This window comes from Pseudarthrobacter sp. 01T43, assembly GCF_056398665.1.
In genome coordinates this window covers 1-18,937 of record NZ_JBFTPV010000022.1, presented here as the reverse complement: position 1 = coordinate 18,937, position 18,937 = coordinate 1, and the positions used below count along the sequence as shown (strand labels likewise).

16 protein-coding genes and 1 pseudogene are annotated in these 18,937 nt (G+C 63.6%); 9 read left to right on the top strand and 8 right to left on the bottom strand.

Annotation, left to right across the window (positions count from 1 at the left end; all coding sequences use genetic code 11):
- Positions 1 to 6: 6 nt before the first annotated feature.
- The 3 genes from AC1DIM_RS16440 to AC1DIM_RS16430 form a co-directional block, all read right to left on the bottom strand.
- Positions 7 to 2,874 (bottom strand): ATP-binding cassette domain-containing protein, encoded by a 2,868-nt coding sequence (locus AC1DIM_RS16440; RefSeq protein ID WP_477711569.1) that lies wholly within the window; start codon positions 2,872 to 2,874, stop codon positions 7 to 9.
- Positions 2,871 to 3,431 carry a hypothetical protein gene (locus tag AC1DIM_RS16435; RefSeq protein ID WP_477711568.1) on the bottom strand — a complete coding sequence of 187 codons (561 nt, stop codon included), beginning with the start codon at positions 3,429 to 3,431 and terminating at the stop codon, positions 2,871 to 2,873. The genes AC1DIM_RS16440 and AC1DIM_RS16435 overlap by 4 nt, the downstream gene beginning before the upstream one ends.
- Positions 3,432 to 3,742: 311 nt before the next feature.
- Positions 3,743 to 4,666 carry a LysR family transcriptional regulator gene (locus tag AC1DIM_RS16430; protein ID WP_477711567.1) on the bottom strand — a complete coding sequence of 308 codons (924 nt, stop codon included), beginning with the start codon at positions 4,664 to 4,666 and terminating at the stop codon, positions 3,743 to 3,745.
- A 196-nt stretch (positions 4,667 to 4,862) separates the two neighbouring features.
- On the opposite strand from AC1DIM_RS16430, the gene AC1DIM_RS16425 reads away from it, so the two are divergent.
- The 8 genes and pseudogenes from AC1DIM_RS16425 to AC1DIM_RS16390 all read left to right on the top strand — a co-directional run bounded on the left by AC1DIM_RS16425 (position 4,863) and on the right by AC1DIM_RS16390 (position 12,249).
- Positions 4,863 to 5,210, top strand: a complete 348-nt coding sequence (locus AC1DIM_RS16425; RefSeq protein ID WP_477711566.1) for a CBU_0592 family membrane protein — start codon at positions 4,863 to 4,865, stop codon at positions 5,208 to 5,210.
- A gap of 168 nt (positions 5,211 to 5,378) precedes the next feature.
- On the top strand, positions 5,379 to 6,380 hold the full coding sequence (locus tag AC1DIM_RS16420) for a LacI family DNA-binding transcriptional regulator (protein WP_477711565.1): 1,002 nt from the start codon (positions 5,379 to 5,381) through the stop codon (positions 6,378 to 6,380).
- Positions 6,381 to 6,565: 185 nt separating this feature from the next.
- A pseudogene (locus AC1DIM_RS16415) lies at positions 6,566 to 7,896 on the top strand (extracellular solute-binding protein).
- 24 nt (positions 7,897 to 7,920) lie between these two features.
- Positions 7,921 to 8,877, top strand: a complete 957-nt coding sequence (locus AC1DIM_RS16410) for a carbohydrate ABC transporter permease (protein WP_477711564.1) — start codon at positions 7,921 to 7,923, stop codon at positions 8,875 to 8,877.
- 2 nt (positions 8,878 to 8,879) lie between these two features.
- Positions 8,880 to 9,788, top strand: a complete 909-nt coding sequence (locus tag AC1DIM_RS16405) for a carbohydrate ABC transporter permease (RefSeq protein ID WP_477711563.1) — start codon at positions 8,880 to 8,882, stop codon at positions 9,786 to 9,788.
- Positions 9,789 to 9,840: 52 nt separating this feature from the next.
- Entirely contained in the window at positions 9,841 to 11,379 is a 1,539-nt protein-coding gene (gene arfA / locus AC1DIM_RS16400) for an arabinosylfuranosidase ArfA (protein WP_477711562.1), read from the top strand.
- Positions 11,380 to 11,530: 151 nt separating this feature from the next.
- Positions 11,531 to 11,845 carry an ArsR/SmtB family transcription factor gene (locus AC1DIM_RS16395; protein WP_477711561.1) on the top strand — a complete coding sequence of 105 codons (315 nt, stop codon included), beginning with the start codon at positions 11,531 to 11,533 and terminating at the stop codon, positions 11,843 to 11,845.
- Positions 11,842 to 12,249, top strand: a complete 408-nt coding sequence (locus AC1DIM_RS16390) for an SRPBCC family protein (protein ID WP_477711560.1) — start codon at positions 11,842 to 11,844, stop codon at positions 12,247 to 12,249. The genes AC1DIM_RS16395 and AC1DIM_RS16390 overlap by 4 nt, the downstream gene beginning before the upstream one ends.
- A gap of 90 nt (positions 12,250 to 12,339) precedes the next feature.
- On the opposite strand, the gene AC1DIM_RS16385 is transcribed toward AC1DIM_RS16390, so the two are convergent.
- Both AC1DIM_RS16385 and AC1DIM_RS16380 read right to left on the bottom strand, forming a co-directional pair.
- Entirely contained in the window at positions 12,340 to 12,945 is a 606-nt protein-coding gene (locus AC1DIM_RS16385; RefSeq protein ID WP_477711559.1) for a riboflavin kinase, read from the bottom strand.
- Positions 12,946 to 13,037: 92 nt separating this feature from the next.
- On the bottom strand, positions 13,038 to 16,118 hold the full coding sequence (locus AC1DIM_RS16380) for an ATP-binding protein (RefSeq protein ID WP_477711558.1): 3,081 nt from the start codon (positions 16,116 to 16,118) through the stop codon (positions 13,038 to 13,040).
- A gap of 111 nt (positions 16,119 to 16,229) precedes the next feature.
- Here AC1DIM_RS16380 and AC1DIM_RS16375 point away from each other — a divergent pair, with 111 nt between their 5' ends.
- Entirely contained in the window at positions 16,230 to 16,430 is a 201-nt protein-coding gene (locus AC1DIM_RS16375; RefSeq protein ID WP_477711557.1) for a hypothetical protein, read from the top strand.
- On the opposite strand, the gene AC1DIM_RS16370 is transcribed toward AC1DIM_RS16375, so the two are convergent.
- From AC1DIM_RS16370 to AC1DIM_RS16360, 3 genes are all read right to left on the bottom strand, one after another.
- Entirely contained in the window at positions 16,419 to 17,819 is a 1,401-nt protein-coding gene (locus AC1DIM_RS16370) for an LLM class flavin-dependent oxidoreductase (RefSeq protein WP_477711556.1), read from the bottom strand. The genes AC1DIM_RS16375 and AC1DIM_RS16370 overlap by 12 nt on opposite strands.
- A 57-nt stretch (positions 17,820 to 17,876) precedes the next feature.
- The gene (locus AC1DIM_RS16365) at positions 17,877 to 18,149 is read right to left on the bottom strand and encodes a putative quinol monooxygenase (RefSeq protein WP_477711555.1); all 273 of its coding nucleotides are present in this window, start codon (positions 18,147 to 18,149) and stop codon (positions 17,877 to 17,879) included.
- A gap of 321 nt (positions 18,150 to 18,470) precedes the next feature.
- Positions 18,471 to 18,937: glucose-6-phosphate dehydrogenase assembly protein OpcA (locus tag AC1DIM_RS16360; protein ID WP_477711554.1), on the bottom strand; the 467-nt coding region annotated here is incomplete at its 5' end.

Below are 18,937 nucleotides of genomic sequence, written 5' to 3'. Positions count from 1 at the left end.
GTGTCCTCAGGCTCCCAGGTGAAGCCGGTCCCTGGCCTGGGCGGGTTGGGTCTGGGCGGGTTGGGCCTGCGCCGCCTGCCGGCCCGGTCCAGGAGCCTGGCCGGAGACCGGCTTCACCCGCCGGAGGGCGGCGAGAATGGCCCGCCCCACCACGGCGATTCCGATGATGGTGGTGACGGCACGCAGGGTGTCCCAGCCCGCCGTCGACGTCACCAGCGAGTAGAGCAGGAAGCTGCTGAGGTTGGTGCCCAGCGGCGCGCCGGGCACGTACGAGATGCCGGTGCCGGCGCCCACCGCGAAGGGCCAGAACCACAGGTTGGTCAGCAGGCCGAACAGGTAGGACGCCACGATGCCGTAGCCGCACAGCATCCACAGTTCCGCCTTGCCGCGCACCCGCCGGGGGAGCAGGCCGGCCCCCGCGCCCACCCACGCACAGGCGAAAATCTGGAACGGCGTCCACGGCCCGATGCCACCCCACAGGGCGCTGGAGAGGGCGATGGTGGCAGCCCCGAGGAGCATGCCGAACCGGGCACCGAAGGCCCGGCCGGCCAGAATCAACAGGATAAAGACTGCCTCCACGCCCCCGACGCCGGTGCTCGCCACCCGCACCGCGGAACCGACCGCTGCCAGGACACCGAGCAATGCCACCGTATGTGCGGAGCTGACCGAGCCGTCGAGGGACACCACGATCGCGACGACGGCGAGCGGCGCTATGGCCAGCGCCGCGTAGGGGAGTGCCGCGGCGGCATCCTCCGGGAAGGCCGCGGCGAGCAGCGGCCAGCAGAATGCTGCGAGGGCCAGCACGTTTGCGGCTGCGAGGACGGCGAGTTCTGCGGCGCGCGGCATGCGGATGCGGTGGGGTCTAGCCGCGCTCTGGGTTTCTGGTTCGATGACGCGTGGTTTCGGTCCGGCGTTTGCCTGCCGGGGAACCGCGAGGGCTGGTTCGGGCGCTTCGGTCATCGGAGAAGAAGGCGCGACGCCGTCACTCATCGGGAGGATCCGGGCGCCGAGGCTATGGGCAAAGGCGAGGTCGTGGGTGGCGATAAGGACCGCGGCGCCGTCGTCCGCGGCTGCCCGCAGCGCTGCAGCGACTGCCGTGCGCGCCGTCGGATCGAGTCCGCGGGTGGGCTCGTCGATCAGGAGCACCTGGGGGTTGTCCATGGTCTGCAGCGTGATGGCCAGGATCCGGCGCTCGCCGGCCGAGAGGTCGCGGGGGTGCTCATGACCGATGGGAATCCTGATGTCTCCGCGCAAACGGGCCAGACGTGAAGCTGCGGATCCAGATGCAGACTGCCCGCCGTTCTTTCGGTGGGCCAGGCGGCGCTCGGCGGCGCGGAGTTCTCCTGCCACGGTATCCCTGGTGAAGAGGTCGTCCGAGGCATCCGGCACGAGGGCGACGCGGCCGCCGTCGAGAGCACCGCCGTCGTCCGTTCCTCCTCGCACCGTTCCTTCACCCAGCGCGAGCGCCACCAGCAGGGTGGACTTTCCGGCGCCGTTCGGCCCCACCAGGGCGACGATTTCGCCGCGGTGCAGGGTGAGGGACGCGTCGCTCACGAGCGGCTGGCCCTTACGGTGCACCGCGAGGTTGGTGGCCGTCAGGACGGGCGTTTGCCCGGTCTCTGGGACGGGGGCCGGGTGTGCGCCCGCCCCGACCGATACGGCTGGCGCGGCACCCGGTATCAGGGCGCCGTCGTTGATGGTCCACCAAGAGTCGGCAACGGGGACGAGCGCTTCCGCCCGGTGCTCCGCCGCGATGACGCAGACGCCGTCTTCGCGGGCGAGGGTGTTGAGCACGGCGATGACGCGTGCGCGGGCTGCGGTATCAAGATCGGCCAGGGGTTCGTCCACCAGAAGCAGGGCCGGATGGTCCACCACGGCGGCCGCGATGGCTACAAGCGTCGCCTCGCCCGCCGAGAGGGTGCTGATGTTCCGGTCCAGCAGCGCTGAGACCCCCATCCGCTCAGCGACCTCGAGCACACGGGCCTTGGCGGTGGCGGAGGCCATGCCGCGCAGCTCAAGTGCGAGGCCAATTTCGTCCCGGACCCTGGTGGTTGCGAAGGCGGCGCGGGGATTTTGCAGGACGACGCCGATGTGGCGCGCGGCATCGCGCGGCGGCGTAGTGGCACGGTCCGCTCCGGCGACGCGCACGGTGCCGCAAATTTCGCCACCGTCGACGTGTGAGAGGAGGCCGGCGATGCCCCGCAGGATGGTGGACTTTCCGGAACCGGTGGGCCCGGTGACGACTGTGATGGACCCGCTGGACGGCGTGAAGTCGGTGACGCGCACCTGGGCGTCACCGATACGGAACTGTGCGTCCCGGACAAGAAGCGGTTCTGCGCTGTAGTGGTCGGGTTGGTGCGCCGCCCGGCTGCCAAAACCGCGCAGCTCCAGGGCCGCGGCAACCCGGCTCGCGTGCTCAAGCGTGCGCTCGAGCACGGGCACTAAAGCGCGGGGACCGAAGCGTTCGCCCCGCAACCGGAACGCCAGGCGGACGGAGGCGGCGGCGTCGTACAGTGCAGGAAGCGCCGCCCACGCCACTACCAGCGTCCGGGCCAAGCCTTGCATGGGGCCGCGGCGTGCCAGGTACACAAAGCCGCGCGCCACGTCTACCCAAGCGTTGAGCAGGCCGAACGCGAGGAACATCCCGGCAATCGGCAGGGCGGACACTACCGCGGTCCACAGGCCTTGTCCGCTGACTGGACCAAGAAAGACCACATGCGCGTACGGGGCAGGCAGCCGCATCGGCGGCAGGTCAAGCAGGACGGGTTCGCCGAGGCCCGCCCCGTTGAAGAGGATGCGGTAGATGACCCGCGCCGCGATGAAGACGACGGCGAGGGCCGCCGCTGCGCGTAACGGCGCGGGCCGGAAGGTCATGCCGCGGGGGCAGCCGGTTGGTCGTCGACAGTGAAGAGCAGTTCCAGGCTCTGTCCCGGGCTGACCTGCAGGGTGGCGAGGCCTTCCTGCGCGTAGGCCCAGTCGCCGGTGGCCGGCTTCACCCAGAGACCCCAGTAGGCAAAGGCTGCAGGCATCTTGCTGCAGTCCTCGCGGTAGGTTCCGCCCTTGTGGGTGATGTCCAAGTCGGCGGCGGGAACACCGTTCACCCGGCATACCACTTCGGTGGGGTACTGGGTGGTGCCCTCGGTCTTCACCTTGGCCACGTCGAGCACCTTGGACGCGGGAGTCGCCGCGGTCACGGGCACGCAAACAGAGGTGTCGGCGGCGTCCTGCTTCAGGGAACCGGAATCGACGATGACCTTCACGCCAGTGCAGGGCCCGGCGGCGGCGCTGGACGACGCCGCTGCGGTCGACGCCGGCGCGGAGGAGGCAGTTGTCTGGGTGGCGGCCGGCGTGGAACAGGCGGCGAGGGCAAACAGGAGACCGGCGGCGGCGAAGGAGCTCGCGGCGGCGGTGCGAATCTTAGTCAAAGTCACGCTACAAGGGTAGGGCGTGGCGTGTCGGGATCTGGAGGCTGTCACGTTGTGTGACGTCAGGTATCCGGTAAAGCCAAGGTGGTTGGACCTGAGGCTAGTGAGGCTTGTAGACCTCTGCCCGGTGTTCGATGCGGTGGACGAAAAGGGTGTGAGCGGCCGACGGCGGCACTCAGGTGAGTGCCGCCGTCGGCCTTTCTGCTGGGTGTTACGACGCTGCTGACGCGGGCACCAGCGAATGTTCCGGGGCCGCGGCACGCATGCTGACAGGTGAAATCACGTGGCGGGTGCATCTTGCACGACTGCCGAAGCGGTCAGGACGCGGACCGGGTGTCGAAGCCTGCCGCCGATTCCCGCAGCAGGCGCGCGACGGTGTCCACGGGTGTGCTGGCTGCCCGCCGCCGGTCGAACCGCCGCAGGACGATGCGCCTGGTTCCGAGCCCGGGGACGTCCAGGACGTCCACTCCGTCGTGGACCACACCGCTTAACGCCAGCGTGGGAAGGATGGCTATGCCCTCTCCCGCCGCGACGAGTGCCAGGGCGGTCAGCGTTTCCTGGTACTGGTGTGCCGTGTCCATCCGGGTGCCCGTTGACTGGCGGAGCCGGCCGAGCACCAAAGCGTTGGCCGCTGTGGATTCGACGCCGAGCCAGGGAAGCGGCAGCCGGGCAAGATCGATGTTCTCGGTGGTGAGCAGGGCTCCCGAGGGAACCACCAGCTTCCACGGCTCGTCCATCAGGGGCTCCTCGGTCATTCCGGCCGAGAGTAGGCGCGGATCGGCCGTCGTCGAATCATGCTCGACCACCACGGCGTCGAGCTGGCGCTGGCGGAGCATCCGCATCATGGCAGGAAAGTCGTCCTCGATGATCCGGATCTGTAATTGCGGGTACTGGGTGCGCCACTCGGGCAGGCGGGGGATCACCACCGTCCGGATAAAGCTGGTGAACGCACCCACCCGCACCACTCCTGCAACCGTGGCCCCGCCTTCGATGCGGGCGCGGGCGACGCTGAGCGCCCGTTCGATCTCCTCGCCGGCCTCCGCGACGGCCAGGCCGGCGGGTGTCAGGACCGAGCCTTTGGGTGTGCGCAGTACCAGCGCATGGCCCGTCTCGTCCTCCAGCTTGTTGAGTTGCTGTGACACGGCCGACGGCGTGATCCCCAGTTCGTCAGCCGCTGCCAGCACCCCGCCTGTGCGGGCGATTGCGAGGAGAACCCGAAGCCTGCGGGGATCGATATCCATGTTAAGTAGTTCTAAACCATGTCTTCAGGAGAATGCAATTGCCCTACAGTCTCGGCGTCCTCATAATTGCTCTTGAGAGCCAAATCCAGGGACGCCTGATCCAACCGGTATTAGTCCCGAAAAACCAAAACTTCAGCCCGTCACGTGCCCACTCCGCCCAGCGGATGCCAGCCGGGCACCACCCTGAAAGGGCATCATGGAAGTACTGTGGGAAATCGCCGGCTGGACCGGCGCGGCCCTGATTCTGAGTGCGTACCTGTCGGTGTCCATGGGGTGGTTGAAGGCCGGCAAGGGCTTCCAGGTAGCCAACCTCGTGGGTGCCTGCGCTTTTATTGTCAATGGCGCGGTCCACGAAGCCTGGCCGTCCGTGGTCACGAATATCGCCTGGTTCCTCATCTCCGCAGTGGCCCTTCTTCGCATGCGGTCCACACAGGCTTCGCCTGCGGCCGCTGCCGAAGCCCCGCAGGTGCAGTTTCCCGGGGTCCCTGACACCACAGGCCAACTGGCCATCGTGGACGCGTCCCGGGCGCCCGCCTTTAGTTAGTCTTGCGTCGAAGTTAGCGGGAGTGGCCGACGGCGGGGAGCTGTCAGTCCGCCTCCGCAGTCGTAGCATCGGGCAGGGCCGGGAGGTGGGTAACATCATCAGCAGACAATCCGCGGCGGCCGGTACCGGCTGCTGCCTTTGGATCTGAACGGTTTTGAAAGGGGATCAGTGCGCGCAACAGTCAAGGACGTGGCGCACAAGGCAGGTGTTTCTCCCAAGACGGTCTCCAACGTCATGAACGGCATTGTTCCGGTGAGTGAAGCCACCAGGCTCAAGGTGGAGCAGGCCATTCTTGAGTTGGATTATGTACCCAACCTCTCCGCCCGCGGCCTACGCAATGGCAGGTCCGGCGTGATTGCGCTGGCCCTGCCTGATCTTGCCACGCCGTACTCTGCGGAAATTGCCCACAATATTGTGGAGGTGGCGCACGAGCAGGGATGGATCGTACAGATAGAGGAGACGGGCTCTGATCCCCGGCGCGAACACGAGCTCATGGTGCGTGCCCGCTCCAACCTGATCGACGGACTGATTCTCAACCCGGTCGTGCTGGACGAGAGCGCTGTTCAGGTGGGCGTGGCCCTTCCACCCGTGGTCCTGCTCGGCGAGGTCACGCAAAAGCTCGCCGACCGCGTTTTTGTGGACAGCATCGCGGCCGCCCGCGACATGACACTTACTTTGGCGAAGCCGGGCCGCCGGCGGATCGCCGTCCTGGGAACCGCCCAGGACAGGGGATCGGCCGCTGCAATGCAGAGAACCCAGGGCTACGAAGAGGCGTTGGGGATCCTGGGCATCGAACGGGATGAGTCGCTGCTGATTCCCTGCGAAAAGTGGACGCCACAGACCGGGGCCGAGGCGCTCGCTGCCTACCTGGACTCCCATCCGCTTCCCGAGGCGCTGTTCTGTTTCACGGATTCCATGGCCATCGGCGCCTTGAGTGTGCTGTGGAAAAGAGGTCTGCGCATCCCGGAAGACATTGCGGTGGCGGGCTTCGATGACATCGCCGACGGCCGATACGCCGTCCCCTCGTTGACCACAGTCTCCTTCGACAAGCAAGCCATGGCCAGGGAAGCCCTGCGCCTTCTCACGGAGCGGATGGCCGATAGGGCCCATGAGCAGCGTGTGGTCGCCATAAGCCACGTCATTGTGGAGCGGGACAGCAGCCGCATCTGAAGCGAGAGTGGCCCATTAGATTGTTTGCGCTAACAATTTTCTCTTGTCCTAATTATTACATCGATGTAATGTGAGGCCTGCGTCACACTCCTGAACGCCTCGGCCCGGGAACGGGGACGTGCAGGAACCGGAGTTTTGAGCAACAAGAAGTGACCTTTCAGCGGACCCATCCAAAGGAGTGACGGGTGAAGCAATTTGAATTTTTCGGGAAGCAGTTGTCCCGAAGGCAGTTACTGACAGGATCGGCGGCCCTGGGCAGTGTCCTGGTAGCAGGAGGCCTGGCAGGCTGCGGCGGAAACGCCCAGGCCTCGGAGATCCGGGACATCGGGTTCTGGCACCTGCTGTCCGGGGGTGACGGGATCAAGATGCAGGCAATGATCACCAGCGCCAACCAGGCCAACCCCGGCTTCAGGGTGCATCCGACGGTTCTGGCCTGGGGGCCGCCGTACTACACCAAGCTGGCCATGGCATCGGCAGGAGGACGGCCGCCGGAAGTAGCCATCATGCATGCCAGCCGGGTTCCCGGATACGCCCCCGGCGGGCTGATTGACCCTTGGGACCTGGACCTGTTGGCCGAGCACGGCATCAGCGGTGAAAACTTTGCGCCGCGCATCTGGGAGAAGAGCCAGCAGAACGGCAAAGTGTTCTCCATCGCCCTGGACTCGCATCCGTTCGTGATGTTCTACAACACGGACATCGCCAGCAAGGCCGGCGTCCTGGGCGGCAACGGGCAACTGCAGGGAGTGACTTCCCCGCAGGAGTTCATGGCCGTGGCCAGGGAAATGCAGAAGGTCACGCAGGCCCACGGTTTGTCCTTCGGTTACCTGGGCAGCGGCTCACAGATGTGGCGGCTTTTCTACACGCTCTACAAGCAGCATGGTGCGGAGATGGAACTGACCCCCGGCCAGCCGATGAAAGTGGACCGCGACGCCGCGGTTGAGTCCTTGGAATTCATGGCCTCGCTCTTTGATGACACCATCGCGGCCAAGGCCGGAGACATAGGCACCGGAATCGCGGAGTTCGCCCGCGGCGGCTCGGGAATGCTGTTCAGCGGCGTGTGGGAACTGCCCACGCTGAAGAAAGCCGGACTTCCGGTGGACGCTGCCACCATTCCCACGCTGTACGGAACGCAGCCTCCTACGCAGACTCGCACTCGTTCGTCCTGCCCCGGCAGCTGAACGTGGATGAAGAAAAACGGCGGGACGTCTATAAGTTCGTGAGCGATGTCCTCAAAGGATCGCTCTCCTGGGCAGAAGCCGGGCACATCCCGGCCTACCAGCCCGTGGTCCAGTCGCAGGCATACCGCGATCTCACGCCGCAGATCCACTACGCCAACGCAGCGGACATCATCGCCTACGATCCCGAAGCCTGGTTCAGCGGCTCGGGCTCGGACTGGCAGACCTACTTTGCGGAGAACGTCCAGAACGTGCTCCTGGGCCGCGACAAGGCGGCCGCGGGGTGGGACGCCTTTGAGCACCGCACCAACACCCTTCTTTCCCGGCCCAACCCGGTCTAACGGCGAGCGACAAAGGAGTCCTTTATGAGTTCTTCACTAGCGTCCCGGCGCAGCACCGGTCAGCCGGGCACCGCCACGGCAACCCAACCCCAACAAATGCGCCGCCCCTCCCAGGCCCGGACCCGGAGCAACCTCAGCGGCTGGGGATTCGCCGCCCCGTTCCTGGCCTTCTTCCTTGTCTTCCTGGTGTGGCCCATTCTCTATGGCTTCTACATGAGCCTCACGGGCAAGTCCCTGACCGGCGCCAATGACAGCCTGATCGGCTTCGCCAACTACGCCGAGGCGCTGGCCGACGCAGACATGTGGCGCTCCCTGGGAAATACCCTCTACTTCACCGTCATCAGCACGGTCCCCCTGGTCCTGGTGGCACTGGTGATGGCCGCCCTGCTGAACGTTGGGCTGCCGGCCCAGTGGCTGTGGCGGCTGTCCTACTTTGCCCCTTACCTGCTGGCCTCCACCGTGGTCTCGCTGTTCTTCACCTGGATGTACAACCCCCAGCTTGGCCTGTTCAACGAGTTCCTCTCCACGCTGGGCCTCCCCGGAGTCGCCTGGCTCAACGACCCCAACGTGGCCATGTGGGCAATCGTCATCGCTACGCTGTGGTGGACCGTGGGGTTCAATTTCCTGCTGTACCTGGCCGCGATGCAGAACATCCCCGCACAGCACTACGAAGCTGCATCCCTGGACGGCGCCGGAGCCTGGCGGCAGTTCTTCTCGATCACCCTCCCGCAACTGGCCCCCACCACGGTGATGATCGTGCTGCTCCAGATCCTCGCGTCCCTGAAGATCTTCGATCAGGTGTACCAGATGACCGCCGGCGGCCCCGGAGGTTCAACCCGCCCGGTGGTGCAGTACATCTTTGAGACCGGCTTCACCGGCTACCGGCTGGGGTACTCCGCTGCCATCTCCTACATCTTCTTCGGACTGATCGTGGCAGTTTCGGTCATGCAGTTCGTCATCACCCGCCGCAGGAGTGCATAACCATGGCCATCCCTACCCTCACCCGTTCCGCTCCAAACACCACCACCCGGTCCACCAAAAGCCCCAAGGGCCGCCAGCCCCGCAGGAAGATGACCGCAGGCAGGATCGCCGCGATCGTCGTCGCTGCCCTCATCGCGGTGCTGTGGCTGATTCCTTTCGCCTGGGCCACCGCCACCGCTTTCAAGACCGAGACGGATGCCGCAGCTCCGAAGGTCAGCTGGATACCGCCGTCGGGCTTTACCGCCGAAGCGTTCATCAAAGTGTTCCAGGACGGCAACATCCCGCTCTGGACCTGGAACTCGCTCTACACCTCGGCAGCCATCACGGCCATCACCCTGGTGATCTCGGCGCTGGTGGCCTACGCCCTGTCCCGGATCGACTTCAAGGGCAAGAAGGTGCTGATGACGGTGATCATCGCTTCGATCATCATTCCGCCGCCCGTCCTGATCATCCCGCTCTTCTACCAAATGCTGGCGCTGCACCTGATCGATACCTCGTGGGCCATCATCCTGCCTCAGGTCATCCACCCCGCCATGGTGTTCGTGCTCAAGAAGTTCTTCGACCAGATTCCCCGTGAACTAGAGGAAGCCGCGGTGATGGACGGTGCCAGCCGGTTGCGGATCTTCACCCAGATCATCCTGCCGCTGTCCCGGCCCATCCTGGCCGCTGTTGCAATTTTTGTGTTCATCGGCGCCTGGAACAACTTCCTGTGGCCCTTCATCGCCACGAACGACGGCGCTCTCCTCACCCTTCCGGTGGGGCTGCAAACCATCAAGAGCGCGTACGGCATCCAGTACGCGCAGAACATGGCCTCCGCCCTCCTCGCGGCGCTACCACTGATCCTCGTCTTCCTGTTCTTCCAGCGCCAGATCATCAAGGGCGTCGCGACGACGGGACTCGCCGGAACCTGATCCGGCACCAACGCTGACCAACAGTTTTGAACAACAAACAAGGAGAGACCGAATGTCCCGCGCACGGATCACCCTCGACCGCGACTTCACCATCGGCGAAGTACCCCGCCGCCTTTTTGGCTCCTTCGTGGAGCACATGGGCCGCTGCGTCTATACCGGCATCTACGAGCCCGGCCACCCGGAGGCTGACGAGAACGGCTTCCGCCAGGACGTACTCAAGCTCGTCAAGGAACTCGGTGCCACCGTCATCCGGTACCCCGGCGGAAACTTCGTCTCCGGCTACAACTGGGAGGACGGCATCGGCCCGCGGGAGAACCGTCCCCGCCGGTTAGACGGCGCCTGGCACACCGTGGAGACCAACGCCTTCGGCCTGCACGAATTCGTGGACTGGTCCCGCCAGGCCGGCACGGAAATCATGGAGGCCATCAACCTGGGCACCAGGGGAGTGGATGCTGCCCGTGAAATCGTGGAGTACGCCAACCACCCCGGCGGCACCTACTGGTCAGACCTCCGTGCCAAAAACGGCCACAAGGATCCGTTCGACATCAAGCTCTGGTGCCTGGGCAACGAGATGGACGGGCCGTGGCAGATCGGCCACAAGACAGCCGAGGAATACGGCCGCCTGGCCCAGGAGGCCGCCAAGGCGATGCGCTTCGTGGACCCGGACATCGAACTGGTGGCCTGCGGAAGTTCCAGCTCCGGCATGCCGACGTTCGGTGACTGGGAGCAGACAGTCCTGACGCACACCTATGACGAGGTGGACTACGTCTCCCTCCACGCCTACTACCAGGAGCTCGAGGGCGACGTCGGCAGCTTCCTCGCCAGCGCCGTCGACACGGACTACTTCATCGAGTCCGTGATCGCCACCGCCGACGCCGTGCGCGCCAAGGGCAGACACAAAAAGCACATCAACCTGTCCTTTGACGAGTGGAACGTTTGGTATCAGCGCGGTTTGGACACCGAGGACCAGCCGCACAACGTGGCCAAGGCGGGCTGGCGCGAGCACCCACGGGTCATCGAGGACAAGTACAACGTGACGGACGCCGTGGTGGTGGGCACCCTGCTCAACTCACTGCTCCGCCACGGTGACCGCGTCAAGATCGCCAACCAGGCACAACTGGTCAACGTGATTGCGCCGATCCTTTCGGAGGAGAACGGGCCGGCCTGGAAGCAGGCCATCTTCCATCCGTTTGCCCGCATGGCGGAGCTGGCCAAGGGCCAGATCCTGCGCCTGTCCGTTGACTCGGACAAGTACGAAAATGCACGCTTCGGTGGCACCGACCTCGTGGATGTCAGCGCAACGTGGAACGAGGAAACGGGCCGTGTGGCGCTGTTCTTCGCGAACCGCGGGCTGGAAGAAGCTGCCGACGTCGAGGTTGCCCTGCGCGGGTTCGACGCCCGCCGGGTGGTCCGTGCCGAGGTCCTGGAAATTCCGGAAGGCGGGGACCGTTTCACCGCCAACACCCAAAGCAGCCCGGACCAGGTGGGGCTCAAGCCGCTGGAAGGCGCGAAGGCGAGCGGCTCCGAACTGCGGGCGACGCTGCCGGCGCTGTCCTGGGCTGTGATTGAGCTGGACGTCGTCAAGAACTGACACCGCACCCAACTCTGAGCGGACGACGGCGGGAGGTCCCGGCGTCGTCCGCTCGCGTTGGTGCCGGGGTTCTACTGGTGCGTGCTCACGTCCGGGCGCTTCGGGGCCGCCGCCGGATAAGCGTCGGGATTTTCCGACATATACTGGTCCGGTGCTTCCTGATGTCTTCGGCGCTGTCTCCAACCCGGCACGGCGCGTCATCCTCGATGAGCTCTCCCATGGGCCGAGGACGGCGGGTCAACTCACCGGGCTGCTCGAGCTGAGCCGGTCGGCGGCGTCTGAGCACCTGGGCGTCCTCCGCGAGGCCGGCCTGGTCAGGGAAGAACGGCACGGCCGGAACCGGCTGTACCATCTCCAGCCTGCGGGCCTGGCTGAGGTCAGCGACTGGGTGAAGCACATCGAGCAGTACTGGAACCGGCGCCTGGACGCGCTGGGAGAACTTCTGGACGAGGAGAAACCATTGTGACCGAGAACGCCATCCGGTTCGAGCGCCGCTTCCCGCACTCGAGTGCAGCCGTCTGGGGCGCGCTGACTACCCCCGAACTGCTGGCCCGTTGGTGGGCGCCGGGCGACATTGCCGCCGTCGTCGGCCACCGCTTCACCATGGACATGGGCTCCTGGGGCCAGCAGCAGTGCGAAGTCCTGACCGTGGACCCCGGCAAGTCGATCAGCTTCCTGTTCTCCGAGGGCATGCTGGACACCACCATCACGTGGCGGCTGGAATCTGTCGACGACGGCACCGTCCTTCACCACGAGCACGCCGGTTTCCAGCTCGACACCCCCATGGGCAGGCGGGCCATCGAAGGCATGGGGAACGGCTGGCCGGGCCTGCTGACACGGATCGACGGCGTCCTGGACGGGGTCTCCTGACGCTGTCAGCGGACGACGGCGGGACGTCCCGCCGTCGTTCATTCTCAACAAATGAATTCATGCGGCAATCCGCGAGGGCCGGCTGGTCCGCTAGCCGTTCAGCGTTAGAAATTCCGACAGCCAAGCGCCTCGGTCGGGGCGACGGTGCCCGATGGCAATGGTGTGCGCGGTACCAATAGGGTTTGAAGGCGAGCGGCTGGGCTCCTCGTCGGCGCGGAGGCAGGTCCCCAGGCCCGCTTGCAGCCCCCAGCTGCGAACACGAGCCACATCGTCCTGGATCTGGTCGACGAGCTCGGACGTACCGGCGAACTTGCGTTGGGGACGGATGAGGAGGCGCAGCGTCACCACAACGGTTTGTCCGTAAAGGTCGCCGGTGTAGTCCAAGAGGTTTGCCTCCAGCAGGCTCTGCCCTCTGGCGTAGTACGTCGGCCGGTCGCCGATAGATATGGCAGCGACATGAAGGGAACGGCGATCCGGTGAGTCGAGGTGAACCGTGCCAGCCCATACGCCATTGCGCCCGCCATTTGGCGGTATGGCGATATTGGCCGTGGGAAAGCCCATCAGGCGTCCCCGTTGGTCTCCATGACCAACCACGCCAGTGATCTGGAAATAGTTGTGGTTCGGCTGCTTTGGGGACCGCAGTGTACGCACAGCAGCAGTCCATTCCGTCGGGTCTGTTTTCAATTTAAACTCCAAGGCAAGTGACTAAGTGTTTAGCTCGATGACGTAAAACTGACTGGCGATTATGAAAGGTATCGACCATTCAGTAATGCATTCCTTCCCGCTGTTTACTCCCCATACATCAGATTTGTGAGAAAGCCGAAGAGGCCGGCGTCAGGGAGTGTGGACCTTTTGCTTGATACCTGGGCCGGCTCTGGATCGCAGAGCGCAGCGTGACGGGGCATCTTGAGTTTCACGTAGGCAGCGCGCGCCTCCTGCAGATACGATTTGGCCCGCGCGGCCGATGCTTCCTCACCGGTTTGGAGAAGCATCCTCCCGTGAAATCTCAACGTGTGGGCGTGCTCCACGACGTGGGGTATGTTTTCGGCATCACGACGAGCCTCGCGAAAGTATTTTTCGGCGCGATTCCAGTCGCCGGCCGCTGCAGCGGCAATTGCTGCTGCCCGCTTGACCAGGCGGCCACCCCGGAACTCGATGCACACGACCCCGGTGCGCTGGATGCATTGTTCGATGGCCGGGAGCAACTTGCCGGCCTGCTCCAAGTCTCCCAAAACGACTAAACCCTCGACGGCGGTGAGCGCCGCCACCCATGAGCCGCACGTGTTGGCCTTATCCAGTTGCGGAAGGGTGTGTCGATGCTCTTCAAACAAACGCATGGCAGCGGGGGAGTCGCCCATATATGCGAGCAATTCAAACAGTGCAGACCATCCCCATCCGACCATTCCGGTGTCCGCCTCGGTTTCAAGCGCGGCTGAGTAGGCATCCTTAGCTTCCTCCCATTCTCCGGCGAGAAATTTGGCCAGCCCAAGCCAGGCAAGCGAATGCTCAGGCGTTGCGAGCCCCACGGCCTTGCAGAATGCGAGGTCCTTCCGGGCAAATTTTTCCAGGGCGGCCGGGCTTCCGTCCTGGAAGAACTCCATCATGGCGTTCATCCGCGTGTGCTGTTGCTGGGCGGCGTAGTTCCCGACACGAACCGCGAGTGGGGCCAGTTCAGCGCCCACCGCACGAGCCTCATCCAGACGGCCCAAACCCACAAGGGCGTAGTTCAAGAAACCGAGCATGCTCGTCAAGGTCCAGATGTCATCTGAGTCGCGGAGTATCTCCAACGCCTCATATCCGGCCGATACCGCACCCTTGTGCTCCAGGAACGCGGGAAGCTGCATCGCCCGTATGGCCAGGCCATGCCCTCGAAGCTCCGTATCCTCAAGCCGGGATGCCATGTCCAACTCTTCGTCGAGAGTGTTCATGCTTGACTCGTACTCTCCACTCCACGCCTGGGCAAAAGACAACGCACCAAGCAGCCTTCCCCGTTCCGCGCCCTCGTGACTGCCAAGCATCTTCAGTCCGTAAGCTGCCAAATCGCGGGCTTCAGGCATCCGGAAAAACCAAAACATAGTGTGGGTGGCCGCAAGGCACGTCCGGGAAATGGCTTTCAGGTCGCCCACTTCCGCATAAAGGTCCAGGGCATTGCGCAGTGCGGCCACCGAATCCGGCCAGCGACCCAGCGTACGTAACGTCAAACCACGCTGGAACCATAATTCCGCACGGTCAAAGGCTTCAGCCGCATCTATGTACACCAGAGCCTGGTCCAGAAAGCGAAGTCCCTCTTCCGCCGCGGAACTGTTCAGCGCCGCCCGGCCCGCCATCGTCAGATACCGCACAATATTCTGGCGATCTTTTATTTGACCTGCTTGAACCAAATGCCAAGCAATCTCATCGGCCCGGACTTCCAATGTGTCGGGAAACAGCTGCTCCAATGCTGCGGCAGCTGCGGCATGTATTCGACGCGTCCGGGCCGGCGACAAGCTTTCAATGATTGCCCTGCGCACGATGGCGTGCACAAACTCATAGCGTTCCACAGCGTCGGGAGACGTCCCCGTGACGTCATACAAAAGCTGCGCCTGCGTTGATTCCTCCACGGCTACGAGGAGAGTGTAATCATCAACTTGGGCAAGATGTTGCAGCACGCTGACGTCAAATGTCTGACCTAAAACGGCAGCCATCCCCAACAGCGTCTGCGTCCCTTGCTCAAGTCGCCGAACACGAGCGGTAACAATGTCTTTCACTCCATGAGGAACGTCGGCATTGCCCGCCGACCTCGGCCCGCTACCCTCTCCCAGGCTCCGGATAAGTTCTCCCGCATACAGCGGGTTTCCCCGTGTTTCCGAGTAGATGTCATAGGCCAGGCTTTCGGAGAAGATTTCATCGCGCGACTCGGCCGAGCCAATATCTGAAGCCAGCAGTTGGGCAACCTCGATCCGATGCAATCCACTCAACTGAATCTGAACCGGCACTGCGTCGCGGCGCAATTTACCCCAGAAGTCGATTAAGGCATCTGAGACGTTCCCGGGGCGAAGCGTGCAGACAATCATCGTGCGCTTAAGCGCTTCTTCCTGCATCAGGTGCTTGAGCAGCAGGAGGGTTGGCTCAGGAGCCCAGTGCAAATCATCGAGTACCAGCAACATGGGGGAAGAAGCCGACGCTTGACGGAGAATGCGGGTGACGGCATCGAACAGCCGCAGACGGGTAATGTTCGGGTCCGAGCGGACCGCGTCCACGGGAGTCCCTGGTAAACGGATGCCGGAAATTGGAATGATCGTCTCCAGTTCGGCGGCTACGTCACCAAGCTCTCCCGCTAAGGTGGCTGGATTGCTGGCACGAATGTAGGGTGCGAGGGCGTGGCCCACTGCTTCAAACGGGCCCGCCACGTCTTCATCGCAACGTCCATGCAGCACCAGTGGTTCATCATCGAGCAATAGTTGCCGCGTGAACTCAGCAACCAGCCGGCTCTTTCCTATGCCTGCATCGCCCGAGACCAGCACAAGACGCTGCGCGCCTTCCTTTACCACCTCCCACTCGTCACACAGCTGGCGGAGCTCCGGAAGACGGCCGACAAACTCACCTGCCTTGGCCATGCGTAGCAATGAAGGTGGAGCCTCAATTCGTGCGGGTCCCACGTCCTCGTTGGCCCGAACAGCAGCCACCAACCCCGACCGCGAAGTGACTTCGAACTTGGTCAAGAGATTTGAAACGTGGCTCTCCACCGTGCGCACGCTGATCCCCAACGTCGCAGCGATCTCGGCGTTAGCCAGATGGTTACGAACTGCCTGCAGGACCTCCAGCTCCCTGGAGGTAACGCCCCGGTCACGGAATGACTGAGGTTTCGATTGCTTAAGGTCTACCGGCATTTTTGGATTCCTCTCTGAACCCCCAAGTGTGGCAGCGCAACTTAACGATCAATCGGTCTCCTTCGACCGGCCCCTCGCTTAGTTTCGATCTGATCGCAATACTTTACCTTGGTGACCAAAAACACGTGGTCTCATAAAACATGGACGTCCCGCCGGCGCTATAATCCGCCGAACCACGTCGTAGAGAAAGCGAACCCCGTCCTTGAAAAAGCAGGCCCGTGGGAGGAATGGCGGCCGCCGATCCACAAATCGGTGGCCGCCATTCTCATCCTGTTCAGCCTTGCTGTTCAGGTGACTTCATCAGGAAACTGACGCCTCAACACCCAGCCTGTAGCCGGCGCCAGCGTGTTCTGACGGGAGCCTCGAGTCACCTGTGAGACGTTCACGCAGGGTCATGGGGGCGAGCGGTTCCTGCGGCACGTGACCTCGCTTGCGCAGTTCGGGAACGACCAGGTCCACGAAATCCTTCATGGTACCGGGTGCAATGACCCGGCCCAGGTTGAAGCCGTCGACATCTGCGATCTCCATCCATCGCTCCATCTCATCGACGATGGTTTTCGGCGACCCAACTACTGAAGCGCTAAATCCGCCGATGCACAGCCATTTCGCCAGTCGCTCCTTGGTCCAGACAACCTCACTGTCAACGCCGGTCAGCATCTCCATCATTGCCCGGATGGCGTCGCTCTCCATGCTCTCCAAGGGCTGATCTGCTGGCGCGGAAGACATATCGATGCCTGTCCAGCCGCCGAACAGGGTCAGTGCCGCGTCCATGTCTATGTACTGGTTGAAGTCCTCAAGTTTGGCCTGGGCTTCCTCGTCCGTCGGTGCCGTGATCGGGGTCAGCATCACGATGATCTTCACGCTGCGGGGGTCCCTGCCTGCCGCAGCGGCCTGCTGGCGCAGCTTGTCCACAGTGGGGCGCAGCTCTTCGGGGCTGGTGCCAATGACGAACACGGCCTCGGCGTGCTTCCCGGCGAACTCCATGCCCTTCTTGGATGTGCCGGCCTGGAACAGGAAGGGGGTGCGCTGTGGACTCGGCTCCCCCAGGTGGGCGCCGGGAACCTTGAAATACTTCCCCTCGTGGTTGATGTCATGGACTTTAGACGGATCCGTGAAGATACGGTTCTTCTTATCCCTAACCACGGCGTCGTCCTCCCACGACCCTTCCCAAAGCTTGTAGCAAACCTCCATGAACTCGTCCGCCACCGCGTAACGCTCGTCATGCGGGATCTGCTTATCCAGCCCCAGGTTCTCGGCTGCGCTGGCCTGATACGACGTCACGATATTCCAGGCGACCCGGCCCTTGGTGATGTGGTCCAGGGTGGTCATGGTCTTGGCGAAAGAATACGGAAGTTCGTAAGTCAGTGACTTCGTAACCCCGAATCCCAGCCTTTCTGTAACAGCCGCCATCGCTGCCACCGGGATCGCCGGATCTCCGACAGGCGCCTGGGCCCCGGTGCGAAGTGCCGTGTCACGTGATCCGCCGTAAACATCGTAGAAGCCAAGGACATCTGCAATAAAGAGGGTGTCAAATCCGCCACGCTCAAGGAGTTTTGCCAAGTCGGTCCAGTAGTCGACGTCCTTATAGCGGTGGGATTCATCATCGGGATGCGCCCACATTCCCGGGTTCTGATGCACCACGCAGTTCATATCGAACGCGTTCAGAATCATGCGCTTCTTGGTGTTCTGCTCATTTGCCATGTCTATATCCTTTTCGTTTAAGGGGTATGTCGATGAAGAACGGTTTCGAGAGCGGGGTTATTTGAAGGCCAGGACCTCTATGGGCTGAATCGACGGCGGGGAGGCGAGAAGCTCATCCGCCTTAGCTCCAAGGGCTGTGGCGACCTTTCCGGCCAGATGGGCTTTACGACCTTCCTCATGGGGAAACGTGTCATAAATTCCGAACTGGCTGGAATTGATCCTGAAGGCGTACCAAGTAGACGTGTCAGGCTCCTCAACGACGAGGTCCCGAGCGGCGTTTAGGAAGTCAGCCAGTTCGGCCTCCTTGCCCGACTTCGCCTGCAGCGTCACCAGCAATCCAATAGAGCTCGACATGCGCTTGCCTCCACCATCTTCAGCATCACTGTGATGCTGATCACTGCCTAACCTACGTTCACCACGCACGGCTCTACATCCGTGCCCACCACTGAATTGACCACGGAAGGTAACCCCTAGGGGGCCGTGGAGTTAGCTGTTGCCCTGGACAACTGAGGCAGTGCGGTTGTTGGGCGCAGCCCTGCGGAACCCTCGCAGGACGAGGTTTGGTGGCCCGCGCCGATGTCACGCTGGCCAGATCCATGGGCCGCCAACGGGACTTCCGCCACGCAATGGGGGGAAGCGTCAGTACGTTTCCTAGACGGTGATCAGTGAAGAACGGTCTCCGACCGGTTGCAGCTCGGCGTTGCCGGTCAAGGAGTCGTGGACTCGTTGGTGTGTTGCGGGGGTGTGGAGGTTGGTGATGGTTTCGCCGAAGATTTCGTCGGGGTCGAGGCGGCGGAGTTCTTCGGCGAGGCAGTCTTTGAGGCTGCGGCGGGGTAGGGAGATGCGTTGGGTGGGTTGGCCTGGTTGGGTGAGTTCGGCGAGGGAGGTGCCGGGGCGGTAGAGCTGGATGTCGCCGGCGGGGCGGGTGAGGCGGACGCGGCGGATGCCGGTCCCGGCGGGGTCCGCGACGATGGTGACGGGTGTGTCCAGGGCCAGGGTGAGCCAGGCTGCGAGGAGGATGGTGGAGGGTGAGTCGGAGGCGCCTTCGACGGTGACTGCGGTGACGGGGGACGGGTCGGCTTGGTCCAGGACGGCGGCGAGTTGGATCCGCCAGTTCG